Source organism: Candidatus Poriferisocius sp., assembly GCF_965202595.1.
Lineage (GTDB): Bacteria > Actinomycetota > Acidimicrobiia > Acidimicrobiales > Bin134 > Poriferisocius.
In genome coordinates, this window is sequence record NZ_CBDBBH010000001.1 from 50832 (window position 1) to 69517 (window position 18686).

General features: G+C 65.1%; 35 protein-coding genes. 13 read left to right on the forward strand and 22 right to left on the reverse strand.

The genetic code is table 11. The features are described from left to right. Positions 1-4: 4 nt before the first annotated feature. Together ACOGXC_RS00170 and ACOGXC_RS00175 are read right to left on the reverse strand one after the other, a co-directional pair. Positions 5-724: a PD-(D/E)XK nuclease family protein gene (locus ACOGXC_RS00170; protein WP_419917470.1), complete on the reverse strand. Its 720-nt coding sequence runs from the start codon at positions 722-724 to the stop codon at positions 5-7. After that, the gene (locus tag ACOGXC_RS00175) at positions 724-948 is read right to left on the reverse strand and encodes a hypothetical protein (protein ID WP_419917471.1); all 225 of its coding nucleotides are present in this window, start codon (positions 946-948) and stop codon (positions 724-726) included. Before ACOGXC_RS00175 ends, ACOGXC_RS00170 begins: the two co-directional genes overlap by 1 nt. 120 nt (positions 949-1068) lie before the next feature. Here ACOGXC_RS00175 and ACOGXC_RS00180 point away from each other — a divergent pair, with 120 nt between their 5' ends. From ACOGXC_RS00180 to ACOGXC_RS00195, 4 genes are all read left to right on the forward strand, one after another. Further along, positions 1069-1248 (forward strand): hypothetical protein, encoded by a 180-nt coding sequence (locus tag ACOGXC_RS00180; protein ID WP_419917472.1) that lies wholly within the window; start codon positions 1069-1071, stop codon positions 1246-1248. A gap of 101 nt (positions 1249-1349) precedes the next feature. Further along, positions 1350-1538, forward strand: a complete 189-nt coding sequence (locus ACOGXC_RS00185) for a hypothetical protein (RefSeq protein ID WP_419917473.1) — start codon at positions 1350-1352, stop codon at positions 1536-1538. A gap of 18 nt (positions 1539-1556) precedes the next feature. Beyond that, entirely contained in the window at positions 1557-2597 is a 1041-nt protein-coding gene (locus ACOGXC_RS00190) for a hypothetical protein (protein WP_419917474.1), read from the forward strand. Positions 2598-2785: 188 nt separating this feature from the next. After that, positions 2786-3400, forward strand: a complete 615-nt coding sequence (locus tag ACOGXC_RS00195; protein WP_419917475.1) for a crossover junction endodeoxyribonuclease RuvC — start codon at positions 2786-2788, stop codon at positions 3398-3400. 153 nt (positions 3401-3553) lie between these two features. Here the strand turns inward: ACOGXC_RS00195 and ACOGXC_RS00200 are convergent, their stop codons facing one another. From ACOGXC_RS00200 to ACOGXC_RS00235, 8 genes are all read right to left on the reverse strand, one after another. Next, a complete protein-coding gene (locus tag ACOGXC_RS00200) occupies positions 3554-3988 on the reverse strand; it encodes a DUF6197 family protein (protein ID WP_419917476.1) in 435 nt (144 codons plus the stop codon). Between the two features lie 189 nt (positions 3989-4177). Continuing rightward, positions 4178-4762 (reverse strand): hypothetical protein, encoded by a 585-nt coding sequence (locus ACOGXC_RS00205; protein ID WP_419917477.1) that lies wholly within the window; start codon positions 4760-4762, stop codon positions 4178-4180. A 57-nt stretch (positions 4763-4819) separates the two neighbouring features. After that, complete coding sequence (locus ACOGXC_RS00210) at positions 4820-5173, reverse strand: DUF6197 family protein (protein ID WP_419917478.1); 354 nt, start codon at positions 5171-5173, stop codon at positions 4820-4822. A gap of 11 nt (positions 5174-5184) precedes the next feature. Continuing rightward, positions 5185-5610: a DUF6197 family protein gene (locus ACOGXC_RS00215; protein ID WP_419917479.1), complete on the reverse strand. Its 426-nt coding sequence runs from the start codon at positions 5608-5610 to the stop codon at positions 5185-5187. 118 nt (positions 5611-5728) lie between these two features. Further along, positions 5729-5911: a hypothetical protein gene (locus tag ACOGXC_RS00220; protein WP_419917480.1), complete on the reverse strand. Its 183-nt coding sequence runs from the start codon at positions 5909-5911 to the stop codon at positions 5729-5731. Between the two features lie 67 nt (positions 5912-5978). Continuing rightward, on the reverse strand, positions 5979-6734 hold the full coding sequence (locus ACOGXC_RS00225; protein ID WP_419917481.1) for a hypothetical protein: 756 nt from the start codon (positions 6732-6734) through the stop codon (positions 5979-5981). A 64-nt stretch (positions 6735-6798) separates the two neighbouring features. Then, on the reverse strand, positions 6799-7221 hold the full coding sequence (locus tag ACOGXC_RS00230) for a hypothetical protein (RefSeq protein ID WP_419917482.1): 423 nt from the start codon (positions 7219-7221) through the stop codon (positions 6799-6801). A 9-nt stretch (positions 7222-7230) separates the two neighbouring features. Beyond that, the gene (locus ACOGXC_RS00235) at positions 7231-7449 is read right to left on the reverse strand and encodes a hypothetical protein (protein WP_419917483.1); all 219 of its coding nucleotides are present in this window, start codon (positions 7447-7449) and stop codon (positions 7231-7233) included. Between the two features lie 321 nt (positions 7450-7770). Here ACOGXC_RS00235 and ACOGXC_RS00240 point away from each other — a divergent pair, with 321 nt between their 5' ends. From ACOGXC_RS00240 to ACOGXC_RS00280, 9 genes are read left to right on the forward strand one after another with little or no spacing between them, the layout of a single operon-like run. Continuing rightward, positions 7771-8013 carry a hypothetical protein gene (locus tag ACOGXC_RS00240; protein ID WP_419917484.1) on the forward strand — a complete coding sequence of 81 codons (243 nt, stop codon included), beginning with the start codon at positions 7771-7773 and terminating at the stop codon, positions 8011-8013. Beyond that, a complete protein-coding gene (locus ACOGXC_RS00245) occupies positions 8010-8198 on the forward strand; it encodes a hypothetical protein (protein WP_419917485.1) in 189 nt (62 codons plus the stop codon). The genes ACOGXC_RS00240 and ACOGXC_RS00245 overlap by 4 nt, the downstream gene beginning before the upstream one ends. Then, on the forward strand, positions 8173-9084 hold the full coding sequence (locus tag ACOGXC_RS00250; RefSeq protein WP_419917486.1) for a tyrosine-type recombinase/integrase: 912 nt from the start codon (positions 8173-8175) through the stop codon (positions 9082-9084). The genes ACOGXC_RS00245 and ACOGXC_RS00250 overlap by 26 nt, the downstream gene beginning before the upstream one ends. Continuing rightward, the gene (locus ACOGXC_RS00255) at positions 9077-10387 is read left to right on the forward strand and encodes a DEAD/DEAH box helicase (RefSeq protein WP_419917487.1); all 1311 of its coding nucleotides are present in this window, start codon (positions 9077-9079) and stop codon (positions 10385-10387) included. The genes ACOGXC_RS00250 and ACOGXC_RS00255 overlap by 8 nt, the downstream gene beginning before the upstream one ends. Before the next feature lies 1 nt (position 10388). Continuing rightward, on the forward strand, positions 10389-10721 hold the full coding sequence (locus ACOGXC_RS00260) for a hypothetical protein (protein WP_419917488.1): 333 nt from the start codon (positions 10389-10391) through the stop codon (positions 10719-10721). Continuing rightward, on the forward strand, positions 10718-10954 hold the full coding sequence (locus ACOGXC_RS00265) for a hypothetical protein (protein ID WP_419917489.1): 237 nt from the start codon (positions 10718-10720) through the stop codon (positions 10952-10954). Before ACOGXC_RS00260 ends, ACOGXC_RS00265 begins: the two co-directional genes overlap by 4 nt. Further along, positions 10951-11265 carry a hypothetical protein gene (locus ACOGXC_RS00270; RefSeq protein ID WP_419917490.1) on the forward strand — a complete coding sequence of 105 codons (315 nt, stop codon included), beginning with the start codon at positions 10951-10953 and terminating at the stop codon, positions 11263-11265. The genes ACOGXC_RS00265 and ACOGXC_RS00270 overlap by 4 nt, the downstream gene beginning before the upstream one ends. Position 11266: 1 nt before the next feature. Continuing rightward, positions 11267-12319 carry a phosphoadenosine phosphosulfate reductase family protein gene (locus ACOGXC_RS00275; protein ID WP_419917491.1) on the forward strand — a complete coding sequence of 351 codons (1053 nt, stop codon included), beginning with the start codon at positions 11267-11269 and terminating at the stop codon, positions 12317-12319. Next, the gene (locus ACOGXC_RS00280; RefSeq protein ID WP_419917492.1) at positions 12316-12789 is read left to right on the forward strand and encodes an XF1762 family protein; all 474 of its coding nucleotides are present in this window, start codon (positions 12316-12318) and stop codon (positions 12787-12789) included. Before ACOGXC_RS00275 ends, ACOGXC_RS00280 begins: the two co-directional genes overlap by 4 nt. On the opposite strand, the gene ACOGXC_RS00285 is transcribed toward ACOGXC_RS00280, so the two are convergent. The 12 genes from ACOGXC_RS00285 to ACOGXC_RS00340 all read right to left on the reverse strand — a co-directional run. Then, positions 12786-13571, reverse strand: a complete 786-nt coding sequence (locus ACOGXC_RS00285; protein ID WP_419917493.1) for a hypothetical protein — start codon at positions 13569-13571, stop codon at positions 12786-12788. The genes ACOGXC_RS00280 and ACOGXC_RS00285 overlap by 4 nt on opposite strands. Positions 13572-13727: 156 nt before the next feature. Then, complete coding sequence (locus ACOGXC_RS00290) at positions 13728-13964, reverse strand: hypothetical protein (RefSeq protein WP_419917494.1); 237 nt, start codon at positions 13962-13964, stop codon at positions 13728-13730. A gap of 9 nt (positions 13965-13973) precedes the next feature. Next, positions 13974-14174 (reverse strand): hypothetical protein, encoded by a 201-nt coding sequence (locus ACOGXC_RS00295; protein ID WP_419917495.1) that lies wholly within the window; start codon positions 14172-14174, stop codon positions 13974-13976. 99 nt (positions 14175-14273) lie between these two features. Further along, positions 14274-14513 (reverse strand): hypothetical protein, encoded by a 240-nt coding sequence (locus ACOGXC_RS00300; RefSeq protein WP_419917496.1) that lies wholly within the window; start codon positions 14511-14513, stop codon positions 14274-14276. Further along, entirely contained in the window at positions 14510-14764 is a 255-nt protein-coding gene (locus ACOGXC_RS00305) for a hypothetical protein (protein ID WP_419917497.1), read from the reverse strand. The genes ACOGXC_RS00300 and ACOGXC_RS00305 overlap by 4 nt, the downstream gene beginning before the upstream one ends. A 37-nt stretch (positions 14765-14801) precedes the next feature. After that, positions 14802-15065 carry a DUF2829 domain-containing protein gene (locus ACOGXC_RS00310; RefSeq protein ID WP_419917498.1) on the reverse strand — a complete coding sequence of 88 codons (264 nt, stop codon included), beginning with the start codon at positions 15063-15065 and terminating at the stop codon, positions 14802-14804. Further along, positions 15062-15388: a hypothetical protein gene (locus ACOGXC_RS00315; protein ID WP_419917499.1), complete on the reverse strand. Its 327-nt coding sequence runs from the start codon at positions 15386-15388 to the stop codon at positions 15062-15064. The genes ACOGXC_RS00310 and ACOGXC_RS00315 overlap by 4 nt, the downstream gene beginning before the upstream one ends. Then, entirely contained in the window at positions 15378-15935 is a 558-nt protein-coding gene (locus ACOGXC_RS00320; protein WP_419917500.1) for a YiiX/YebB-like N1pC/P60 family cysteine hydrolase, read from the reverse strand. Before ACOGXC_RS00320 ends, ACOGXC_RS00315 begins: the two co-directional genes overlap by 11 nt. 119 nt (positions 15936-16054) lie before the next feature. Then, complete coding sequence (locus ACOGXC_RS00325; protein ID WP_419917501.1) at positions 16055-16885, reverse strand: hypothetical protein; 831 nt, start codon at positions 16883-16885, stop codon at positions 16055-16057. Between the two features lie 9 nt (positions 16886-16894). Further along, positions 16895-17227: a hypothetical protein gene (locus ACOGXC_RS00330; protein WP_419917502.1), complete on the reverse strand. Its 333-nt coding sequence runs from the start codon at positions 17225-17227 to the stop codon at positions 16895-16897. Beyond that, positions 17227-18183 carry a hypothetical protein gene (locus tag ACOGXC_RS00335; RefSeq protein ID WP_419917503.1) on the reverse strand — a complete coding sequence of 319 codons (957 nt, stop codon included), beginning with the start codon at positions 18181-18183 and terminating at the stop codon, positions 17227-17229. Before ACOGXC_RS00335 ends, ACOGXC_RS00330 begins: the two co-directional genes overlap by 1 nt. Before the next feature lie 4 nt (positions 18184-18187). Continuing rightward, on the reverse strand, positions 18188-18686 hold a 499-nt coding region (locus ACOGXC_RS00340; protein WP_419917504.1), incomplete at its 5' end, for a hypothetical protein.

Below are 18686 nucleotides of genomic sequence, written 5' to 3' on the forward strand. Positions count from 1 at the left end.
CCTTTCACGGGGTGTAGGTTTCGGGCGGCAGACGAAACTCCTCCGCCCGTCCGGCCCGGCACGTCTCGACCGGGCACGTTTCGCACTGCCACGACGGGACCGGGTGATGAAGCCCGAACCACGCCTGCGCCAGCGATTCCACGATCACTTCCATTTCCTCCGCATCGTAGCGTTTCGCCACCGGGACCGACCCGTCCCTCGGCACGTACAGCAGCCAGCCGGTCACGTCCGCTTCACCCGCCGCCGCCGCCGTCATCGCCAGTTGCATCACATCCGCCGGCCGCTGCTTGCCGGTTTTCAGTTCGGCCACGCACAGGCGCCGTTCGCCGTTCCGCCACGTCAGGTCGGCCCGCGCCCGGACCTCCAGTTCGCCGGCGGCTACCGGCCATTCCAGCGGGTGTTCGGTCTGTTCCTCCACCCGCTTCGGAGCCCCGCCCGAGACGTGATCGAGCAGGTCCTCGGCCAGCCGGGCGCACCGTTCGGACTGCCGCACCGCCGTGCGCAGGTCCGGCGTGACCTTGTCCCACCGGACCGGCCGGCCGCCGGGGGCCGCCGCAAACGCCTCCGCCGGCGGGTCGTAGAGCCAGCGCCGGTGCGTGAACTCGCCGACCAGTTGCGCCGCCGTCATCACCGGATCACGCACCGGCCGGTTCCGGATCAGCCATTGCGCCCGGCGGGCACACGCCAGAATCTCGCCCGCCCTCGACGCCTCCAGACGCAGCATCAGCGCTTCCTCCGGACGTACGGCGTCCCGCACACCGCCTCTTCGCGCAACGGCTTCACCCGGTCTTCCGCCGTCCAGAACCGCCAGGCCCCCCTCGGGGCCTTTACCGCCATCTTCTCGCCATCCCCGACCTTCACCAGCTTCGCATACATCCCGGCGGTGTGCTCGAAGCCCAGGCTCTCGACCACCGGATACGCCTCGCCGTCCACCACGATCTTCGCCATGCTTGCCTCTCCCCGGTTGCGGGGGCGGCGGGCCCGAACGCACATGCAGCCCGCCGCCTTGCCACCATCCTAGCAGTTATTGTATCCTGTGCAACCCCATCAACAACCCAAGGAAAAATCATGACCAGCAACACGCCGGGTTTCATGACCTTCTCGATCCACGTCCCCATCGCCTTCGAGCGCGAAATCTCGAAGATCGCCAAGCGCGAGTTCCGCTCGCGCTCGCAGCAGGTCGCCCTCATCTTCCGCGACTGGCTCAACGAGCACCACCCCGAAGCCGAAGCCGAGAACGCCGAATGATGGCTTGCCAGACCCTGGCGTATTCCGTAATATCTGGCATTCTTTAGTCGCCTGCGGATGAAACCAGCATCCACGGGCGACGCTTTCATGCGGAGAACCCGATGCCCAAGGAAACCCGATCCAAGATCACCGTCAGCCTTCCGAACGACCTCCTCGAGAAACTCGAAGAGGAAGTCTCGTTCTGGGAGCGCACCCGTTCCGGCCAACTCACGCACATCCTCCGGCTCCGCTACACCGACGACGCCGGCCGCCAGCAATACCGCCTCGATTGTCAGGAAATGCCCGAATAACCGGACGGAACCCCGCCCATGTCCTCCAAACGCATCCGGTCCGTCTATCAGGATCTGTTCTCCGACCACGCCTTCACGTCCGTATCGCTCCCCGCCCGCCTGCTCTGGATCGGCATCCTGACCCAGTGCGACGATCAGGGCGTGTTCGCATGGCGGCCGCGCCAACTCCGCGCCCGCATCCTCCCCGTGGAACCCGAACTCGACATCGACGCTCTCCTCGACGAACTCCTCGGGGCCGACATGATCCGACGCTTCGACGCCGAAGACCTCCCGTTCGGCGCCGTCCGCAACTTCCGCGTCTACCAGAAACCCCGACGGGAATACCACGCCGACAGACTGCCCGAATCCCTCCAGAACTACGTGTTCGGCAACCCGTCTCTTAACGGCACTAAGAGCACGTCTCTTAACTCAACTAAGAGACCTCCTCTTAACGGCACTAAGAGCACGTCTCTTAACCGAGTTAGAGCCCGCGCTGACCCAGCGCACGCGCGCGCGCGCGCGGCTGGTACTACTACGAGTACCTGTACTCGAATACCGGATACGGTTAGTACTGATTCACCAAAGAAAGAATCAGTACAAAAAAACACTCACAACGTGCGCGCACGTACGCGCGAGGAAACCTCCCACCGGACTACCCGACGCGCCGTTCGCAAGATTTCTGATGAAGCCTTTGAGGCGATAAAATCCGCCTACCCCAAACGCGAAGGCTCCCAACCCTGGGCCCGCGCCCGACAATCCATCAACGCCCGCTGCAACGCCGGAGCCAAACCCAAGGACCTGCTCGATGCCACCAAACGCTACGCCGACTACTGCCAGGCCAAGGGCTGGACCGCCACCACCTTCGTCATGCAGGCCGTCCGCTTCTTCGGTCCCAACCTCGAATACGAGGCCGACTGGAAACTCGCCGAACACAACCCCGACAACCCCTCCGTCTCCGAAGCCACGCAGAAAATGCGCGATGCACACTTCGGCGGACTCTCCCCACACGACTTCTTCAACCTCTCCCCCGCCCAACAGGCCGAAGCACGATCTCGCGCGAGGGGCGGGGAACCAGACTGACGTGGGGTTGCATGGGACCCGTTGGGATGGAAAACGCAAATCGGAATCCCCCCCTGGCCGATCGGTGGCAGATGGTCCCATGCGGCGGATTCGGGTCGAGAGGGGCAGGCGTCCGATAACTGCCCCTTGTCGGTCGTTTGGGTCGAGCCGCCGGGCGGCTCGGGCTGGCCGGTCGGCGGCGGCGTCCGATGCGCTCTGATCGAGCCGCCGGGGTCGAGCCGCCGGTCGTCGTCCCGAGGAGCGGGCTGGTCATCGGGGTCGATCCATCGCTGACCCGGACGGGGTGGGCGGTCGTCGATCCCGTGCCCCTCGATGGCCGCTACGGGCTGGTCCGGGTGGGGTCGATCCGCACGTCGCCGGCGGCCGCTCTCCCCGACCGGCTGGCCTGCCTGGTCGCCGGGGTTGTGGGTGCTGCCGAGGACGCCTGCCGGGCGGTCGTCGAGGAGTCGGTCGTGGGCGGCCATCGTGGGCTGCGGTCGGCGCTCCTGCTCGCTCAGGCACGGGGGGCGATCGTGGCGGGTCTGACGATGGCGGGCCTGTCCGTCGCCGGCATCTCGCCGACGACGGTGAAGCGGGTCGTGGCGGGGCATGGGCACGCCCCGAAGGGGGACGTGGCGGCTGCCGTGCGGGGTCTGATCGGTTTCCGCGCTGGACGGGTCCGGGGCCGATCCAGCGCGGAAGGCGGCCTGCCGGCGAACCGGGATCAGTGGGATGCGGTGGCGGTCGCTCTGACGGCGATTTTGGGCGAATCCGGGGCAATCGGGGCGGATGGACGGTCGGGGGCCGGAAAAAAACGCCCGTAGCGGGCCTCTAAGGGGCATCGGCGGGGTCGGGTGGTATCCGACTACCCCCGAGAATCGGCGGCGGCTGACGGGCCGGAAAACAGGCCTAGCGACGAAAAAGGCCGGCCGGGTGTGATCCCGGCCGGCCTGTGGGGGCCGTGACTGTGGGGCGGTCTAGCAGGCGTGGGTCAGGAGGATGTCCTCGGCACGGTCGAGAGCGGCCGAGACATCGCTCCATGAGCGGGTCGAGGCATCGTTCCACTCGGCGATGTTGGACACCGTGGATGCCACGGGGTGGGCCATGACCCACCCCGAGGAGATGGCCTCTGCGAGCGCCGATCGGGCGGCGATGACGGCCGGGTGCTGCGAATCGGATGAGACGTAGATGCAGGCGGCCGCATCGATGGCGCCGGTCAGGCACCATGCGCAGGCATCGGGGTCGTCGGGCTGCAGGCTCTCGCCGTGCTCGGAGAGAGCGAGGGCGAACTGACACCATGCGGAGGGGGATCCGAGGATGTCTCGTGCCTCCTCCACAATCGTGATGGCCTCGGCGACGGTGGGCTGCGGGCAGGTGCGCAGGTCCACGTGGGTGGGAGTGGATCGGGTCATGGGATTGTCTCCGTAGGGGGCCGGTCAGGATCGACCGGTCCGGGCACTATATCACGGGACGATGCGGAACGCAAATCGGGGCCGGCGGGCGTCCACTGGGACGCCGGGGTGGGCATGTGGAGGGCAGAGAAAAGGCCCCCGGGACGGTGTGTCCCGGGGGCCGTGAGGGCCGTCGATGGGCGGGCAGATCTACCCCCCGAGATTGCGGACCGCATCGATGAGCGGCTGGCGCCGGGGTTCGTCGTCGCCGCAACGCTCGCCGTCGGGGTAGAGGACTATGAGCTCGCCGGCCACCGAGAGGACGCTCCATCCGGACTCGAAGTACCAGCGGCGGGATGGCTCGTGGGAGTAGGTCCGGTGGGTCACCGTGCCGGCCGGGGTCGAGACCGGTCCGTAGATCTCCCGGACTTCCGCCGTCGGGGACACCATGTGGGCGTCCTCACGGTCGGTCGTCTCGGCGTCATCGGGGTCGGCAGAGAGGAAGGCGGCCGTCATCATGTCCTCGGCAGACCGGAGTGCAATCTCGCTCAAGCCGTCGAAATCACAGGCCGGGCACCACAGCTCGTAGAGATCTCCGGGGCCTTCTATGGTCGGAAAATCCATGCACTCCTGTGCGGTGGCGCGGCGGCAGCCGCAGTCCGCACCTTGGTCGCAACCCACCCATGCTGCGTGGAGTGCGGCGATGGTGTCGTGGCGGCGGGATCGGGGGCCGGCTCGGGTGTTGGCCGGTGTCGGTGTCGGTGTCGGTGTCGGTGTCGGTGTCGGTGTGGTCATGGGTGTCTCCTGTCCATGCGGTCCGGGGTGGACCGGGGGCACTATATCACGGGACAGCTAGCCGTCAAGCTCCTCGATGGCACGGTCGAGGGCGGCCAGCACGTCGTTGCGGGTGCGGCCGTCGGTGTCATTCCAGACAGTGAGGCAGACGCGGTAGCCGGTGCCGGTCTCGATCCCGGCGTTGAGGAGTATGGCCTCGATCAGGGCCTCTCTGGCCAGATGCCTCTGCCATCCGTGCTGGTCAGAATCGCTGGTCATGCCGCTCGTTAAGTCGAGAGCTCCGGTCAGGCTCCATCGACACGCCAAATTGGACCATGGAGATTTCAGGATGCCGTCGCTGTCGGCGGCCAGCTTGCCCTGTATCCACGCGCCGGGACGCTCGGCCAGCAGATCCCGTGCCCGCGTCAGCACTTCCGCGGCCGTCATCGGTCGTCCCCGAGGCTGGCAAGGCGGCCGTGTCCGGCCAGATCGATGGCGCGGTCGAGAGCTTGCACGACCTCGTATTTGTTCCGACCCGGCGCGTCGTTGAAGCCCGTGAGTCCGCCGTACGGTGTCCGGTCAGTGGGGGGATTCGTGGCGTAAACCGCGTAATACGCGAGCACGAACACGGCGTCCCAACTCTGTGCCTGCGGGTGCGGGCCGCGCAACTCGCAAGCGGCCTTGAGGGCGCCGGTCAAGCAGAAGGAACAGGCCTCGGAAGAGGCAAGATCGACGGGTCTCCGCTCGCTGTCACGCGCCCACGCTCCCGTGGTCCAGCCGCGTTGGATGCGCCGTCTGGCGTCGGCGAGGATCACGGCCGCTTCCCAACGGTCGGCCTCGTGGATCTGTGAGATGGTCTTGATTCGCATTTGGGGTCTCCTTGTGGGGGGGGGGAACCCGGCGGCAGTGGTACTGTGAGGCTTTGCTCGCAAGCCGCCGGGGGGCAGGGGTCGGGACAGGATCGACCGGCTGCCCAATGGGAGTGTATCAGAGCCTGCCGGCGGCCAGCAGCTCCTCGGCGCGGTCGTGCGCCATTGGCAGATGGCAGCCCACGTCGTCGGGGCAGCCGTCGCTGTCCGGGTCGTGGCACAGGCACAGCAAGCGGCCGTCGTGGCGGAGCCAGTCGCGCCCGCTGTTGATCCCGATCTCGGGGGTGTGGTTGATCTTCATTGCTTGTCCTCCGGGGGTGTTGCGGGGGCGGGCGACCGTACAACGCCCGCCCCCGCGTTGGGTGTGCCTACGAAACCTCGCAGGGCATGAGGATGGCGCGGCCGTTGGGGCAGCTTTCCGTCTCCCAAACCGATGCGCCTTTCGGGTCTCGGTTGGGCGATACGTAAATCCGCTCCCGATCGGGCGACCGCAGCATCAGCCCCCACACGAACCGGGCATCGACCGGGCGATTCCCCTTGTGGAACTCGATGGTGGTGCGGGGCTTGCCGTCGCCGACCCACTGGTGCCAGCCGCATTCGGACAGCTTGACCTCGCGCCGCTCCATGAGATCGTCCGGCTTTGGCCAGACACGCTCGATAGACGGGTAGCCGGTCTCAAGCTTGAACGGCTCCAACCCGTCGGGCTTGACGCCAATGACCTCGAAATCGTCAATCTCAAGCTTGCGCTTGGCCTTTTCGATCCACGAGTCCTTGACCGGGGCCGCGTGAACGCGGAACCCGTCGGTGGCGATGCAGGCCCATGTGTGCCCCGGCAGACTGGTCCGGGCCGGGTTCCGCATCACGACGGTGTGCTGCAGGTGCAGCCGCGCCCCGTCGTCGCTGGCGGCTCGCTGACACCACTCGAAGGTTCCTTCGTTGACCTTCGGGTTGGGCGGCAGGACTGCCCATGCCGCCAACTGGGCAAGCGTCTGCTCGGACAGCTTGCCGTCGGCGTAGAGCTCGGCGGAAATGGACCGCTTCATCTGCGCCGGGGTGGCGCGGTCGAAGATGCCCCGCTGCACCATGTGCGCAAGCATCGTGTCAAAGGGTGGGGTGAATTTCATGGTTGTCTCCTGTTGCGGTCCGGGGGGCGGACCGGGGGGCAGTATAACGGGACAGTCGGACAGGTCAAGCATCTGCCTCCGGGTGCCGTCGGGATTGACGAACCCACGTGACCTCGCCGGTCTCGATCAGCCGCTCCAGTGTCTCGATGGCGTCAGCGGCCGTCGGCGTGAAGATGCACTGGTGGGAGTCGATGATCAGGTAAGGGTGCGCCGCGAACAGGTCCAGCGATTGCTGGAGATCGAGACCAAGAACCTCGGCGGCGGCGTCGTGGATCGGCATCTTCTTGCCGTTCAGCCTCGCCGTGACGGCCGTGGAAAACGGGGCCTTCACGATCTCGTGTCCGTTGCCGGCGACCGCGTGTCCGGCCACGCAGGCCGGTGTGCCGCATCCGTGCGGATCTTTCGTCCACGCCCAAATGCTCTGGCAATAGGTGTCGGGGGCCGCCTTGATCGAGTCGATGGTGCGGCGGATGGCGTCAACGTTCATGGTGTGCTCCTAGGCCTCGCAGAGTATGAGGCTGGTTTCGCCGGGCAGTTCCTCGATGGTCTCCGCAATCCCGAACGGGGATTCCGTGTCTCCGATCGAGTCGTGCTCGCGCAGATCGTCAAGCAGGCTGTCGCGAACAACCTTGAACGTGAATCCGTCGGGCAGGGTGAAGTAGACGCGCTTGGCGGCCTCCAATTCCTTGACGACGGTCGCTGTCATAACAGGCATGTCAGTGTCTCCTTGGGGGGTAGGTCAGCGGTTCCGGCTGCGGTGTCGTCGCTGTCGGTCGGCCATGCGATCGAGACAGACGCGGCAGCAGATCCCCGTCGAGGAACGGCCGCGCCGTCCTTTCGGGGGTGCCGGCGGCGTCGGTGGACGCCGGCCGCACTCGATACACATTCCAGCACCACGGCGGCGGCTCCGCATCACGGCGTTGCGTTGGCTCACTGGGGTCTCCTTGGGGGGCCGGGAAGGTCCGGCCGTCCCTGAATATAACCCCGGTCCCGTTATCGGTCAACCCCGGATTGGTGCGTGGATCATGGACCTGCTATGCTGGTGCGCTATCCACGCACCAATCCGGGGGTATGCATGAGTGACCTGATCGATTTCAAGTTCCGCATGGGCCGGGGTCTGCGTGACCGCGTTCGCCGGGCGGCACAGACCGACGGCCTGCTCATCGGCGAGTGGGTCCGCATGCGGCTGACCGAAAGCTGCCAGGCGACCGAACAACGCGCCAGGACGATGGATGCGGTCAAGCGCAGGGTCGAGGCACACCGGAAGAAGGCGCCATGAAGCTGCTCCGCTCCCTGTTCGGCCTGCTGTTCCCCCGGCCTGCAGCCCGCTCGATCCCGCTCAACGACCGGCTGGCCACCTACCCCTACTGCCCCCGTTGTGGATGCCTGACGAACTGGCCGTCGGGCGACTGCCCCCGCTGTGAAGGAGACCTCACCCATGACGACCTCGGAACTCGAACGTAACCTCGCCGCTGCCCAGTCCTCGAACACCCGCCGCGCCTACCGTGCCGCGTGGCAGTCATTCCTCGGATGGGTCGGGTCGGCGGCCGCACTGCCGGCCGATCCGGAGACTGTGGCGTCGTATCTCAGTCATCTCGGCGCACGTCGTGCGCATGTCACGCTCCGCTGTCACGCCGCCGCCATCGCCGACCGGCACCGGGAAGCGGGTTTCAGTCCCCCGACGGCTCATCCTCTCGTCCGGCAGGTTCTGGCCGGCCATGCCCGGCGCAAGGGCACACAGGCCGAACAGGCCGCACCACTCGGGGCCGATGAATACGTGTCGGTGTGCGCTTTCGCCTGCCAGCCGCGCATCACTCGCGGCGGGGTTCTGGAAACCGAGACGCAGGCGCGGCGGCGAGGAGAGCAGGACATTGCCCTGATCGGCCTGATGCGCGACGCCATGCTCCGCCGATCCGAAGCGGCGGCGCTGCTGTGGGGGAACATCGTCGAACTGCCGGACGGCTCCGGGCGGGTGCAGATCACCCGCTCGAAGACCGACCGCAAGGCGGAAGGAACCTACCTGTGGGTGTCGCCGGACGTGACCGAAGCGCTTGGCCGGTGGCGGGCCCGGTCCCGGCCGTCAGCCCGCGACCCCATATTCCGGCTGGCTGCCCGGTCGATCTGCAAGCGCATCGCCGCCGTCTGCCGGCAGGCCGGTCTGCAAGGCCAGTATTCGGGTCATTCCCCCCGCGTCGGCATGGCGCAGGATCTCGCCAAGGCGGGGCTGTCGCTGCCGACGATCATGCAGGCCGGCCGGTGGGAGTCACCGCGCATGGTCTCGCTCTACACTCGCCAGATCACGGCCGCCGAAGGCGCCGTCGCGCAATGGTATCGTGCCAAGAATGTCTGAGCTCTACGCCTACCAGCAGCAGCTTCGCGACGATCTCGACCGCGCATGGGCGAGGGGTTGCCGCCACCCGCTCGTGCAGTTGCCCACCGGCGGGGGCAAGACTGTATTCTCTGCGGACGTGATCCGCGCAACCGTCAAGGCCAACCGCCGCGTCGGGGTGCTGATGCACCGGAACGAGTTGGTCGATCAGTGGGCCCGCGCCTTGTCCAGCGCGGGTATCGGGCGCCGGGATATCGGCGCACTCGTAGCGGGGAGAGTTGTCCTCTCGGCTCTCCCCGCCCACCTCATATCCGTGCAGACGCTCGCCCGGCGGCTCGACGATCCCGGCATCGACGAACCCGATCTGCTCATCACCGATGAAGCGCACCACTCGGCGGCGAGGCAATACCAGCAGATCTACCGGATGTGGCCGAACGCCACCCGCATGGGTCTGACGGCGACCCCGGCCCGGCTCGACGGCCTTGGCCTGTCGCCGACGTACGACACGCTGATCGAGGGTCCCACCGTGGCGGCGCTCATCCGATGGGCAGCAGAGAACCGCCACGGCGGGCTGGCAGATTACAAGATTCTCACCATTCCTGTCATGAGCCGCGATCTGCCCAGGGCATTGGGCGACTTCCGCCGCAGCGCAACCGAGAAAGCCTCGGCGAAACCCCGCGTCATGGCGCGGGTGGCCTCGGTGTGGCGCGAACACGCCCGCAACCGGCGCACACTGGTGTTCGCCGTGTCCCGCCGGCATGGGCGGCTCCTGACGGCCTCGCTCGTGCAGGCCGGGGCCCGGGCCGAGTTTCTCGACGGGACGGCGCATCCGATCGAGAGACGGAACTGCCTCGACCGGTTCCGAACCCACGCCATCAACGTCCTCGTGACCGTCGATCTCCTGTTCGAGGGGTTCGATGTCCCGGAAGCCGATTGCGCGATCATGGCCCGGCCGACCGAGTCGGTCGTGGTGTGGCTCCAGTCGTGCGGGCGGGTGCTCCGGCGCAAGGCCGACGACCGCGACGCCCTGATCCTCGATTGCGTGGGCAACACGGAATCACTGGGGGGCCCGGCCTCGCCGCGCACGTGGTCGCTGGCCGGCGGAATCCGGAAGGTCGATCGGGTACCTTCGGACGGCAAGACCTTTCTCGGCGACGGCCGGACCCCGCCCAAGGAGATCGAGATGGAGTTGCAGGATGTCGGCCACGGCAAGGCCGAAGAGAAGTGGCGCGAGACCGTCGGACAGGTGCGGGCGAGCCTGCACAACCTGCGGCACGTCTCGCCGGGGGTGCGGCGCGTCCTCGAACGCATCAGGGGAATCTGACATGAAATGGCTTGCCATCCTGTGGCGCGATATCCGGGTGGGCGCGGCGGTCGTCTGGACGATCTGCATCCTCGTCGTGATGTTCTTCGTCTCGGTCCTGTTTCAGGTCAGGTCAAAGGTCGCCGTCGATCACTACAAGGGTCAGCGGCTCGGCCTCAGGCTGACCGTCGGGGTCACCCTGCTCAAGGTGTGCGCGGTGCTGGTCGTGCTGGTGTCCACCATCCTCTTCGTCGATATGGACGAAAACGACGGGGACAACGCTTACGCGAGGATCAGCCAGCCGGTCGGCGTCGTGTTGCAGGTCCTCTCGGACCGTCTGGTGTTTCTGTCATGAACGACACCACCATCTACCTGAGCCTGATGAACGGGCCGCCGATCAAGGGCTGGAAGTCGGTCGGGCAGGCTCGTGCCTATTGCCGGGGCGAGATCGACCCCGACGCGCCCGAGACGGCTCCGCTTGGCAACCGCAAGCCGGCCGTCATCGAGGAGTTCCGGGGGGATTCCCGCGTGGCAATCCATTCTGTCAGCGAGGACGGCCCCAGCTGGCACATCGAGGAGAAAGCATGAACATCCGTGTCAACCTGCTCCGTGTCTACCTGCCCCGCATCGGGGTCACCAAGGATCGGTGGTACGAGTGGCCGCTCCCCGACGATCCGGAGGATTTCGGTCACCCGGTCGAATATCACCGCACCACCCCGTCCTTCGCCCGCGCCCATCCCGATGAATGCGTGTGGCTGCAAGCCATGTGCCTGCAATGCGTGGGCCGGAGCAAGATGACGGGGCGGCTGATTGCCCCCGATCACTGCTTCGCACACGGCGACGAGATGGAACCGTGCGAGGAATGCCTGGCCCAATCCGTTCCCTACAGAAAGAACTGACATGCACGGATACCTGATCGAGGAAGCCCGCCGGCGGGTCGAGGACATCAAGGCCGAACACCCGGACGCCATCCACGTCATCAGCGTCTCGGGCGGCAAGGATTCGACGGCCGTCTACCTGCTGGCGAAGGAGTTGCTCGGGGCGGACGGCTTTCTGGCAGTGACGGCCGACACCGGGCACGAGTTGCCGCCCACCTACGACTTCATCGCCAGCCTGTCGGGCGCGACCGGGGGCCCGCCGGTCACCACGGTCAGGGGGGACTTCGCCGGCGACTTCCCGAAGCGGCGCGAGAACGTGAAGACGAAATGGGCCAAGGAAGGTATCGCGCAGCACATCATCGACCGCGCCCTCGCCCACCTCGAACCGTCCGGCAATCCCTATCTGGACATGTGCCTGTTGCGCGGCGGCTTCCCGAGCCCGAAGCGGCAGTTCTGCACGGAATACCTGAAGATCCTGCCGATCATCGAGCAGTTCTACCTCAAGCTGGAGAAGGGGCGGCCGATCGTGTCATGGACGGGGGTGCGCCGCGACGAGAGCACCGCCCGGTCGCACCTCGATTATCGGGGCCCGCTGATTGCCACGAGGGAACCGAACCGCCTGTACGGCGACAAGGTGTCCGGCTTCACCTTCCGGCCGATCCTCGAATGGAACGTCGCCGACGTGTGGGCATGGCACAAGGCCAACGGGCTGCTGCCGAACGCGCTCTACAGTGCGAACCTGTCGAGGGTGGGCTGCGGCCCGTGCATCTACGCGAGGCACGGCGAAATCCGCCTGCTGGCAAAGCACTACCCGACGATGATCGACCGCATCGAGGACTGGGAACGGCGCGTGGCGCTGGTCACCAAGCGGGATCCGCCCGAGGCCACCTTCTTCGCCGCGAAGCACCTGCGCCCGGTCTACGGCAACCACATCACCACGGCGACCCACGGCATCCGGGCGATGGTGGAGTATGTGCGTTCGCGCCCGCCGAAGCCGTCGGAGAACGCCGGCGGGCTGTTCCCGCCCGAGGTGGAGATCTTCGGGCAGTGCGGACTGGCCGGGATGTGTGAGTGAAGCTCGTCCCCGTCAACCGCAAGCAGGCCCGCCAGTTCATCGCCGCCCATCACCGCCATTCCCAACCGCACTGGGTGGCGATCATGCAGGTCGGTCTGGCTGACGATGACGGCCGGCTGATCGGCGTGGCGGTCGCCGGCCGGCCCTGTACCCAGGCCTTGTGCGACGGTGAGACGGTCGAGGTCACGAGGCTGTGCACGACCGGCGGCCGCAACGCCTGTTCCGTCCTCTACGGGGCTATCACCCGGGCGGCCAAGGCTTTGGGCTACCGGCGGGCCTACACCTACACGCTGCAATCGGAGTCCGGCTCGTCGCTCAAGGCGACGGGATGGAAGATCGACGGGAAGCTGGATCGGGTGAGAACATGGAACGTCGGCAAGCGCCAACGGCATCAGTCGGGGATGCCGTTGTTCGGTGAGCCTTCGGCGTACAGTGGTGAACCGCGCTTGCGCTGGAGGAAAGACCTCTAGTCCCTGACCCCTCGCCGCATCCACCGGGCCAGCACCTCGGTGCGTTCCGGGTCCACGGTGTAGAGGCAGGTCGGGCAGGTCGTGTTCAGAAGCTCGTCCGCCGCCGCGTTCCAGTTGCCCGTCCGAATGTGCTTGATCGTCCACGTGAAGCTGTGGCACCCGGTCGGCCCGGTCCAGTAACAAACTTCCGAATACACGTCGCGGCGGACCTGATCGAGGGTCCGCCACGTCTCCGGGCCCAGGGCCCGTTCGGCGGCGGCCTTGGCTTCCTCGATCCTCTCGCAGCGGTGTTCGGCGCGTTCGGCGTCCGATAGCTGGAACCGGAACCCGTCGCCGATGTGCAGTCCGGACTCGTCGCAGTAGGCGGTGTTCTGCCCGCCCTCGTTCTCGATGATCGATTCTTCGAGCGGGTCCCCCGGAACCTCAGGAGAACGTGCTTCAGGTTCCGGGGGGTGCTCCGCCGGGAGCGGGGATGATGGTAGCTGTGTCTGAGGAGGAGTTCCACCATCCCCGCCGGGAGCGGCGGTGGCGGCGCCGCAAGTCAGAGCGCCGCCCTTGGGAATATACAGCTCCCCGCGCACCGTGCAAAGCTCGGCCTTGAGCTCGTCGGGAGTGTGGTCGGTCTCGATGGAGGCCAGAGGGGTCCGGAAGTCGATTCCCTTGGGCACACAGCCGTTGACGATGGCCAGCAGAACAGAGCTCGCCGCCAAGGCGATGGCGAGTTGGCCGAAGCTGATCTTGGCCGAGGCCGCCCGCTTGAGCATGGCGATAGATCCCTTCATGTGTCTCGACATAGTGCGCACCACGCCTTCGGCAGGCCGTGCCGACACTTTAGCTTTTCTGCCTCGGCCCTGGGTGGAGGTTTTGGCCGGGGCCGCCTTTTCAGTCGCTTCCCCCATATCCTTATGCCCGATACCCCGCCATCGAAGGGGTGTCTTTCAGGAAGTTCCCGCATTCGGTTCGCGGCGCTGCTTGATGATCTCCAGCATGGCATCCAGCAGCTTGCCGAATACCATCCCCGCGATGCCCCATGCCTCTTTCGGAATGCCGCCGTCCGGGTCGCCGTTGGCGATGAACGAGTCGAGAGCCATGAACCCGAGAAAGCCGAGGACGGCGTAGGTGGCGAAGATCACGGCATTGGTCTGGATCGGGGTCGCGAACGATGGCATCTTCATGGCGTCCTCCTAGGCCTTGATGTCTTCGTGGCAGGCGTAGGCGCGAATCATGTTCCTAGCCTGCATGAGGGCCCGCTTGCCGGCGGCGTGGCACTGGTCCTCGGTCAGGTTGGCGGCCACCTTCACCGGGTGCGTGTGCTGCTGCCAATGGACCCCCGGCCCGGAAGGGCTGGGAATCCACAGGGCCATCATCAGGAACAGGGCATACATCTCACTTCTTCACCTTCCCGAAAGGTCTCCAGGCAATGATCGCGATGGAGAAGTTTTCGCCCGTGTGGTTGGACATGTTGACGAGTGTGCTGGAAACAGTCATTTCTTCACCTTCCCGAAAGGTCTCCAGGCAATGGAGGCTTCCGGATACATCTGCTTACCGTTCATCGTGAACGGTTCAGTCTTCCCGTCCTTATCGAAGAAAACTTCAACCTTATCATCAATATGCACCGTGGTATATTCTCCGGGCTTCAGTGGAATGTTGATAAGACCTAATTTGACGGTGCAGTTCTCCCCCGTATGGTTACTGGTATTGCAGATCGTGACGGAAGCAGTCATTCGGGCTTCTCCTTGAGTTGGTCGATCTGCTTCTGCAACTTGTGCAGATCGTCGTGTTTTGGAGAGTCAACAAGAATTCTTACCAATCCCTCTATCAGCGCACGAAGCGTCCGGACCTCGCCGGAAAGATCGTGCAACTCCGAGTTCACCTGATCCCAGTGTGTTTTCAACTGGTGCCAGGCGTAATGGTTTCTTGAGTTCTGCTCTGCTCTTGAAGGCGGATTCGGATTCCGCTTCTTGAGCATTTCCATGATCTGATCCGCTCTCTCATTTGCGTCCGACATATTCCTACTCCACTTCCTCCCAATCGTCGGCCAGCAGGTCGGTCTGGCTGCACAGCCACGGAACGAGCGAGCTCTGCATCGTCTTCATGGCGACATAGCTTTGCATCGGATAGGCCGCGCCACCTATGTTGAACGAGCCGGGGCGTTTTAGGAGCACCAGCCACATGCCTCTGCCGTTCCAGCCCCGCCGGCAGACGCGCTTGCCCTGTTTGAGCAACTCCAGTGCCCACGAGAACTCGCCCTTGCGGACCGCGTAACCCTCGGTCATTTCCGTTGCTCCCTGACTTTCTTGCTCCGCTCCAGCGTCTTCCTGCTCTCCTCCAGTTGCCGCCGAGCCCGGGCGTTGTTGATCTTCACCGAAAAAATGGTCGCGTTCAGGCCGCCGAGCTTTGCCGCATGGCTGGCGCTTTCCGCCGATTGTCTGGCCCCTTCGGCCGCCTCTCTTCCGCGCGCCGCCGCTGAGTATCCCCTAGTCCGCAGAATCTCTTTCATTGGTGGGTCGTAGCCCCAACTTACCATATCTGCCTTTACCCTGCCTTTACGGGCCGCCTCTTGGGCTTTACGGGCCGCCGTCTTGGCCTTATCGGGCATCGAAAATCTCCACTAGTGGATGATGGGACTCCCCCAAGCAGCCGGTCAGCAATAGGGCGAAATCGTCCGGCGTGTATTCGTTGGACGGGCGGTCAGAAGGGAGCAGATCAGCCGCCTTGAACGTCGCCGCGACCAGTTCCGAACAGAAGAATCGGCTCTCGTCGGCCCGGTTGTGGATGCCTTGCAGCGCCGAGCCGAGCATCTGAAAGGGGGACCTCTCGAACCCGGTTCCGGACACCCGCCGCCGGAACTCGTGAATGGCGCTCTCTTCCGTGTCGGTGAGGATGTTCCGTCTGCGCCGCACGGCGACGTGACCGGGATAGGTCGCTATCCGCCGGGAGAACGCCGACAACGCCACTCCTTTCCGGACGGTGCTCTCCCATACGAACACCGCGTCCGGTTCGTAACGGATAATCATGCCGACGTGCGACCACCTGCTGTGGGTCACACACCGGATCAGCTTGCTGACGGCTGAGCGTCCGGCAAAGAGCACAATGTCACCCGTCCGGAGTTGGGGGCGGAGGTCCTCATAGGTCCGCGGTTTCATCAGATCTTGTACGGTTTGGGCTTGCCCATGTTCGTCTCCTTGGCTGGTCCCCGGGCCGACCGCACCACCGGTCTACAAAACAACGACGCGGCGGACCCAGGGATTGAGAGTATACCGCGTCAGAAGGTGACGCCGACCTCCAGCCGGGTGGCCGTGTCCTGTCCGGGCCCCTGATAGACCACATCCTCTCCGTACCATTTCATGGTCTCGGGGGCATCGGACAGCCCTTCGAGCAGGCCGAAGTCGTAGAACAGGCCGACGTAGAGCCGGCCGCTCCGCCAGACACTCCGGGCCGATCCGAACGCATGGTCGCCATCGGCGTCCACGTCCGCCGCCAGTTCGAGGGAACCGCCGAGGAGCGGGAACTCGGTCGAGACGGCGGCGTGCAGGGTGCGGCCGCTGCTGCCGTCCGCCCAGTCCAGTTCCAGCGTGTTGACGGCCAGCGTCACTTCGAGCCAGCCGATCGTCGCCGTGGCGCCCAGGGCCGCCGTCACCGTCTCGATCGAGCCGGCCGGGAGCGTCACCAGATACATCGGCCGCCCGTCCGCCCGGCGGGTGCCGTTGGCAAGGGCATATTGGGCGTGGAGCGTGTGCCGATCGGCTGACAGCTTGGCCACACACTCCCATTCGACGTAGCCGAAGGTGCCGCAATCGAAGCTCGGGGCCAGATCGACCGTGTAGGCGAGACCCTGCGTCCGGCAATCGCCGGCCGACGGGGCCTGCCGGACCTTGCCGTAGGCGTCGAGCCGGTCGCCGGCGTAGTCGTAGGTCAACGAGATCGTCTCGGTCGCTTCCGAGCACGAGCCGTCGTCGGCCACACTGAACGCCAGATCGAGGCGGTGTTCGCCGGCACGGGCCTCATTGCAGGCAAGGCCGGCAAAGATGAAGCCGATCAGAACGCCGCCGAAAGCGAGCAGGCAGTATTTGAGCGTGAGGAGAATGGTCTGCATGTGGGGCTCCTAGCGGGCCGCGCGGCGGTCCCGTTCTTCTTCCCGCTGCTCCATCAACGCCAGACGCTTGTCCATGGCGTGAAGAGCCTCGGTGTGTTGACTCGTCATCGAGATCAGGCGGTCGATCTTGGCCAGCGTCTCGCGGTGCGTGTCGCCGTGCGCCTCGCGCCAGGCGTTCGCATGGATCTGCTCCTGCTCGATGTTGTTGAGACGATCGTAGAGTTCCTTGCGCCGGGTCTTCTCCGGGCCGATGAAGGTTGTGTGCAGGACGCCGTAGAAGCCGACCAGCAGCACGACATCGGCGATGATGACATACAATTCGGGCAAGGTCTCCTGAATCATCACGCCAGTCCGGGATACCGGTTGTGAAGCGGGCCCAGTTTCTCGTGCATGGCGGGCGGGTCGCCCATCAGCTTGCCGATATACCACCCTTCGAGCCGCCAGTCCTTGAGGAACGTGCCCTCGACCCACATTTCGGCCACCTTGAGGCAATCCGCCAAGGTCTTGCACTTGTCGAGCAGCTTGAGGTCGTATTCGAGCTCGTAGTAGGACGTGCAGATACGGCGGAGCTTGGCGTCAAGATCGTGGCCCCGTGCGGTGACCGACGCATCGATGGCCTCGCGCCGCTCCGCGTCCTCGATCAGCGCCGAACTGAACCAGCCGGGCCGCTGGCGATCCGTCCACAGGCCAAGGTGGGCGGTGGCAAACATTGCCAGCAACTGTTCGGACAGCAACCGCCGGAAGGAATGCATCGCCCGCAGATGGGCATCGACGGTGGCCGTCCACTTCCCGGCTTCGAGGGTGGGCCCGGTGGAACCGTAGGTTGTGGCCTCTACGTCCTCGTCCTCATGTTCGAGGCCGCCGTAGGCCAGCCCGATGATGACGTTCAGCACGTCGTCGTCATGCACCGGGATCCAGTCGTTGTAGGGGTCGCCGTCGGTTGGCGTCGGGCGGTAGTAGCGGAACGGCCCGAAGTCCACGCTGCCGGCGTGAGGCCAGCGGTCGGCATGGATCACGTAGTGGTCCGGGAAGGTCCATGCGTTCCCACTGCCGGTAGACTCACTTGGAGGGAAACTCGTGCGACCGGGAGGCACCTCGCCAACCGCTGTAACCGCCCCCTTCTTGTCAAGGTCAACCTGATGCCCGCTGTTGACCTCCGTGAACACACCGCCAGTGTGAAGCGGCGCTACCTTGAAGCCCGCCGCCTTCTCCTCGGCACTGATTTTCGTGCGGGCGTTTGCGCTCCCTCGCACGAAGTGACGACCGTCTACGGTCTGCACAAGCAGATGCGTTGCCATGACTCTATTCCTCGTAGGTGACGACCATACGGTCGATCTTGTGTTCAGTGTTCCAGGCGTCAGCCTTGAACCCTGTGAGATAAACCCCATCGGTCAAGGGAGCCATAAGTAGTACCGGCGCGCCAGCGGAGTGGCTATAGGCATGAGTGCGAAGAAAGGCTTTTCTCCACTGATGGACCAGGTGCGGACCATCGTCGAGCCAATCCCACATCAACAGTGCTTTAATGATTGTTGTGTCCTGATCTCCTGCATAAGAGTTACCCGGGTTGAACTTTAATCCTCGCAACACCTGGCCGGAGATCAATTGCGAGAATCTATCAGGCGCATCATCGTTATTCCGAATAAAGAATTCAACGAAGTCAATCTTTTTTAGCTCGATGAACTTGTCCAGACTAATAGTCGTCCATGTCAGATTCTGTAGATAATGCGCTGTGCTATTGGTCACAGTTGCCGCGGTGTCAGTCGCAACCGAATGCACGGCACTGATGACATCGGCTGAGCGA

Coding starts and splice junctions, on each gene's coding strand:
- ACOGXC_RS00170 (WP_419917470.1), bottom strand. CDS start 724: ATGCTGCGTCTGGAGGCGTCGAGGGCGGGCGAGATTCTGGCGTGTGCC.
- ACOGXC_RS00175 (WP_419917471.1), bottom strand. CDS start 948: ATGGCGAAGATCGTGGTGGACGGCGAGGCGTATCCGGTGGTCGAGAGC.
- ACOGXC_RS00180 (WP_419917472.1), top strand. CDS start 1,069: ATGACCAGCAACACGCCGGGTTTCATGACCTTCTCGATCCACGTCCCC.
- ACOGXC_RS00185 (WP_419917473.1), top strand. CDS start 1,350: ATGCCCAAGGAAACCCGATCCAAGATCACCGTCAGCCTTCCGAACGAC.
- ACOGXC_RS00190 (WP_419917474.1), top strand. CDS start 1,557: ATGTCCTCCAAACGCATCCGGTCCGTCTATCAGGATCTGTTCTCCGAC.
- ACOGXC_RS00195 (WP_419917475.1), top strand. CDS start 2,786: ATGCGCTCTGATCGAGCCGCCGGGGTCGAGCCGCCGGTCGTCGTCCCG.
- ACOGXC_RS00200 (WP_419917476.1), bottom strand. CDS start 3,988: ATGACCCGATCCACTCCCACCCACGTGGACCTGCGCACCTGCCCGCAG.
- ACOGXC_RS00205 (WP_419917477.1), bottom strand. CDS start 4,762: ATGACCACACCGACACCGACACCGACACCGACACCGACACCGACACCG.
- ACOGXC_RS00215 (WP_419917479.1), bottom strand. CDS start 5,610: ATGCGAATCAAGACCATCTCACAGATCCACGAGGCCGACCGTTGGGAA.
- ACOGXC_RS00220 (WP_419917480.1), bottom strand. CDS start 5,911: ATGAAGATCAACCACACCCCCGAGATCGGGATCAACAGCGGGCGCGAC.
- ACOGXC_RS00225 (WP_419917481.1), bottom strand. CDS start 6,734: ATGAAATTCACCCCACCCTTTGACACGATGCTTGCGCACATGGTGCAG.
- ACOGXC_RS00230 (WP_419917482.1), bottom strand. CDS start 7,221: ATGAACGTTGACGCCATCCGCCGCACCATCGACTCGATCAAGGCGGCC.
- ACOGXC_RS00235 (WP_419917483.1), bottom strand. CDS start 7,449: ATGCCTGTTATGACAGCGACCGTCGTCAAGGAATTGGAGGCCGCCAAG.
- ACOGXC_RS00240 (WP_419917484.1), top strand. CDS start 7,771: ATGCTGGTGCGCTATCCACGCACCAATCCGGGGGTATGCATGAGTGAC.
- ACOGXC_RS00245 (WP_419917485.1), top strand. CDS start 8,010: ATGAAGCTGCTCCGCTCCCTGTTCGGCCTGCTGTTCCCCCGGCCTGCA.
- ACOGXC_RS00250 (WP_419917486.1), top strand. CDS start 8,173: ATGACGACCTCGGAACTCGAACGTAACCTCGCCGCTGCCCAGTCCTCG.
- ACOGXC_RS00255 (WP_419917487.1), top strand. CDS start 9,077: ATGTCTGAGCTCTACGCCTACCAGCAGCAGCTTCGCGACGATCTCGAC.
- ACOGXC_RS00260 (WP_419917488.1), top strand. CDS start 10,389: ATGAAATGGCTTGCCATCCTGTGGCGCGATATCCGGGTGGGCGCGGCG.
- ACOGXC_RS00265 (WP_419917489.1), top strand. CDS start 10,718: ATGAACGACACCACCATCTACCTGAGCCTGATGAACGGGCCGCCGATC.
- ACOGXC_RS00270 (WP_419917490.1), top strand. CDS start 10,951: ATGAACATCCGTGTCAACCTGCTCCGTGTCTACCTGCCCCGCATCGGG.
- ACOGXC_RS00275 (WP_419917491.1), top strand. CDS start 11,267: ATGCACGGATACCTGATCGAGGAAGCCCGCCGGCGGGTCGAGGACATC.
- ACOGXC_RS00285 (WP_419917493.1), bottom strand. CDS start 13,571: ATGAAGGGATCTATCGCCATGCTCAAGCGGGCGGCCTCGGCCAAGATC.
- ACOGXC_RS00290 (WP_419917494.1), bottom strand. CDS start 13,964: ATGAAGATGCCATCGTTCGCGACCCCGATCCAGACCAATGCCGTGATC.
- ACOGXC_RS00295 (WP_419917495.1), bottom strand. CDS start 14,174: ATGTATGCCCTGTTCCTGATGATGGCCCTGTGGATTCCCAGCCCTTCC.
- ACOGXC_RS00300 (WP_419917496.1), bottom strand. CDS start 14,513: ATGACTGCTTCCGTCACGATCTGCAATACCAGTAACCATACGGGGGAG.
- ACOGXC_RS00305 (WP_419917497.1), bottom strand. CDS start 14,764: ATGGAAATGCTCAAGAAGCGGAATCCGAATCCGCCTTCAAGAGCAGAG.
- ACOGXC_RS00310 (WP_419917498.1), bottom strand. CDS start 15,065: ATGACCGAGGGTTACGCGGTCCGCAAGGGCGAGTTCTCGTGGGCACTG.
- ACOGXC_RS00315 (WP_419917499.1), bottom strand. CDS start 15,388: ATGCCCGATAAGGCCAAGACGGCGGCCCGTAAAGCCCAAGAGGCGGCC.
- ACOGXC_RS00320 (WP_419917500.1), bottom strand. CDS start 15,935: ATGAAACCGCGGACCTATGAGGACCTCCGCCCCCAACTCCGGACGGGT.
- ACOGXC_RS00325 (WP_419917501.1), bottom strand. CDS start 16,885: ATGCAGACCATTCTCCTCACGCTCAAATACTGCCTGCTCGCTTTCGGC.
- ACOGXC_RS00330 (WP_419917502.1), bottom strand. CDS start 17,227: ATGATTCAGGAGACCTTGCCCGAATTGTATGTCATCATCGCCGATGTC.
- ACOGXC_RS00335 (WP_419917503.1), bottom strand. CDS start 18,183: ATGGCAACGCATCTGCTTGTGCAGACCGTAGACGGTCGTCACTTCGTG.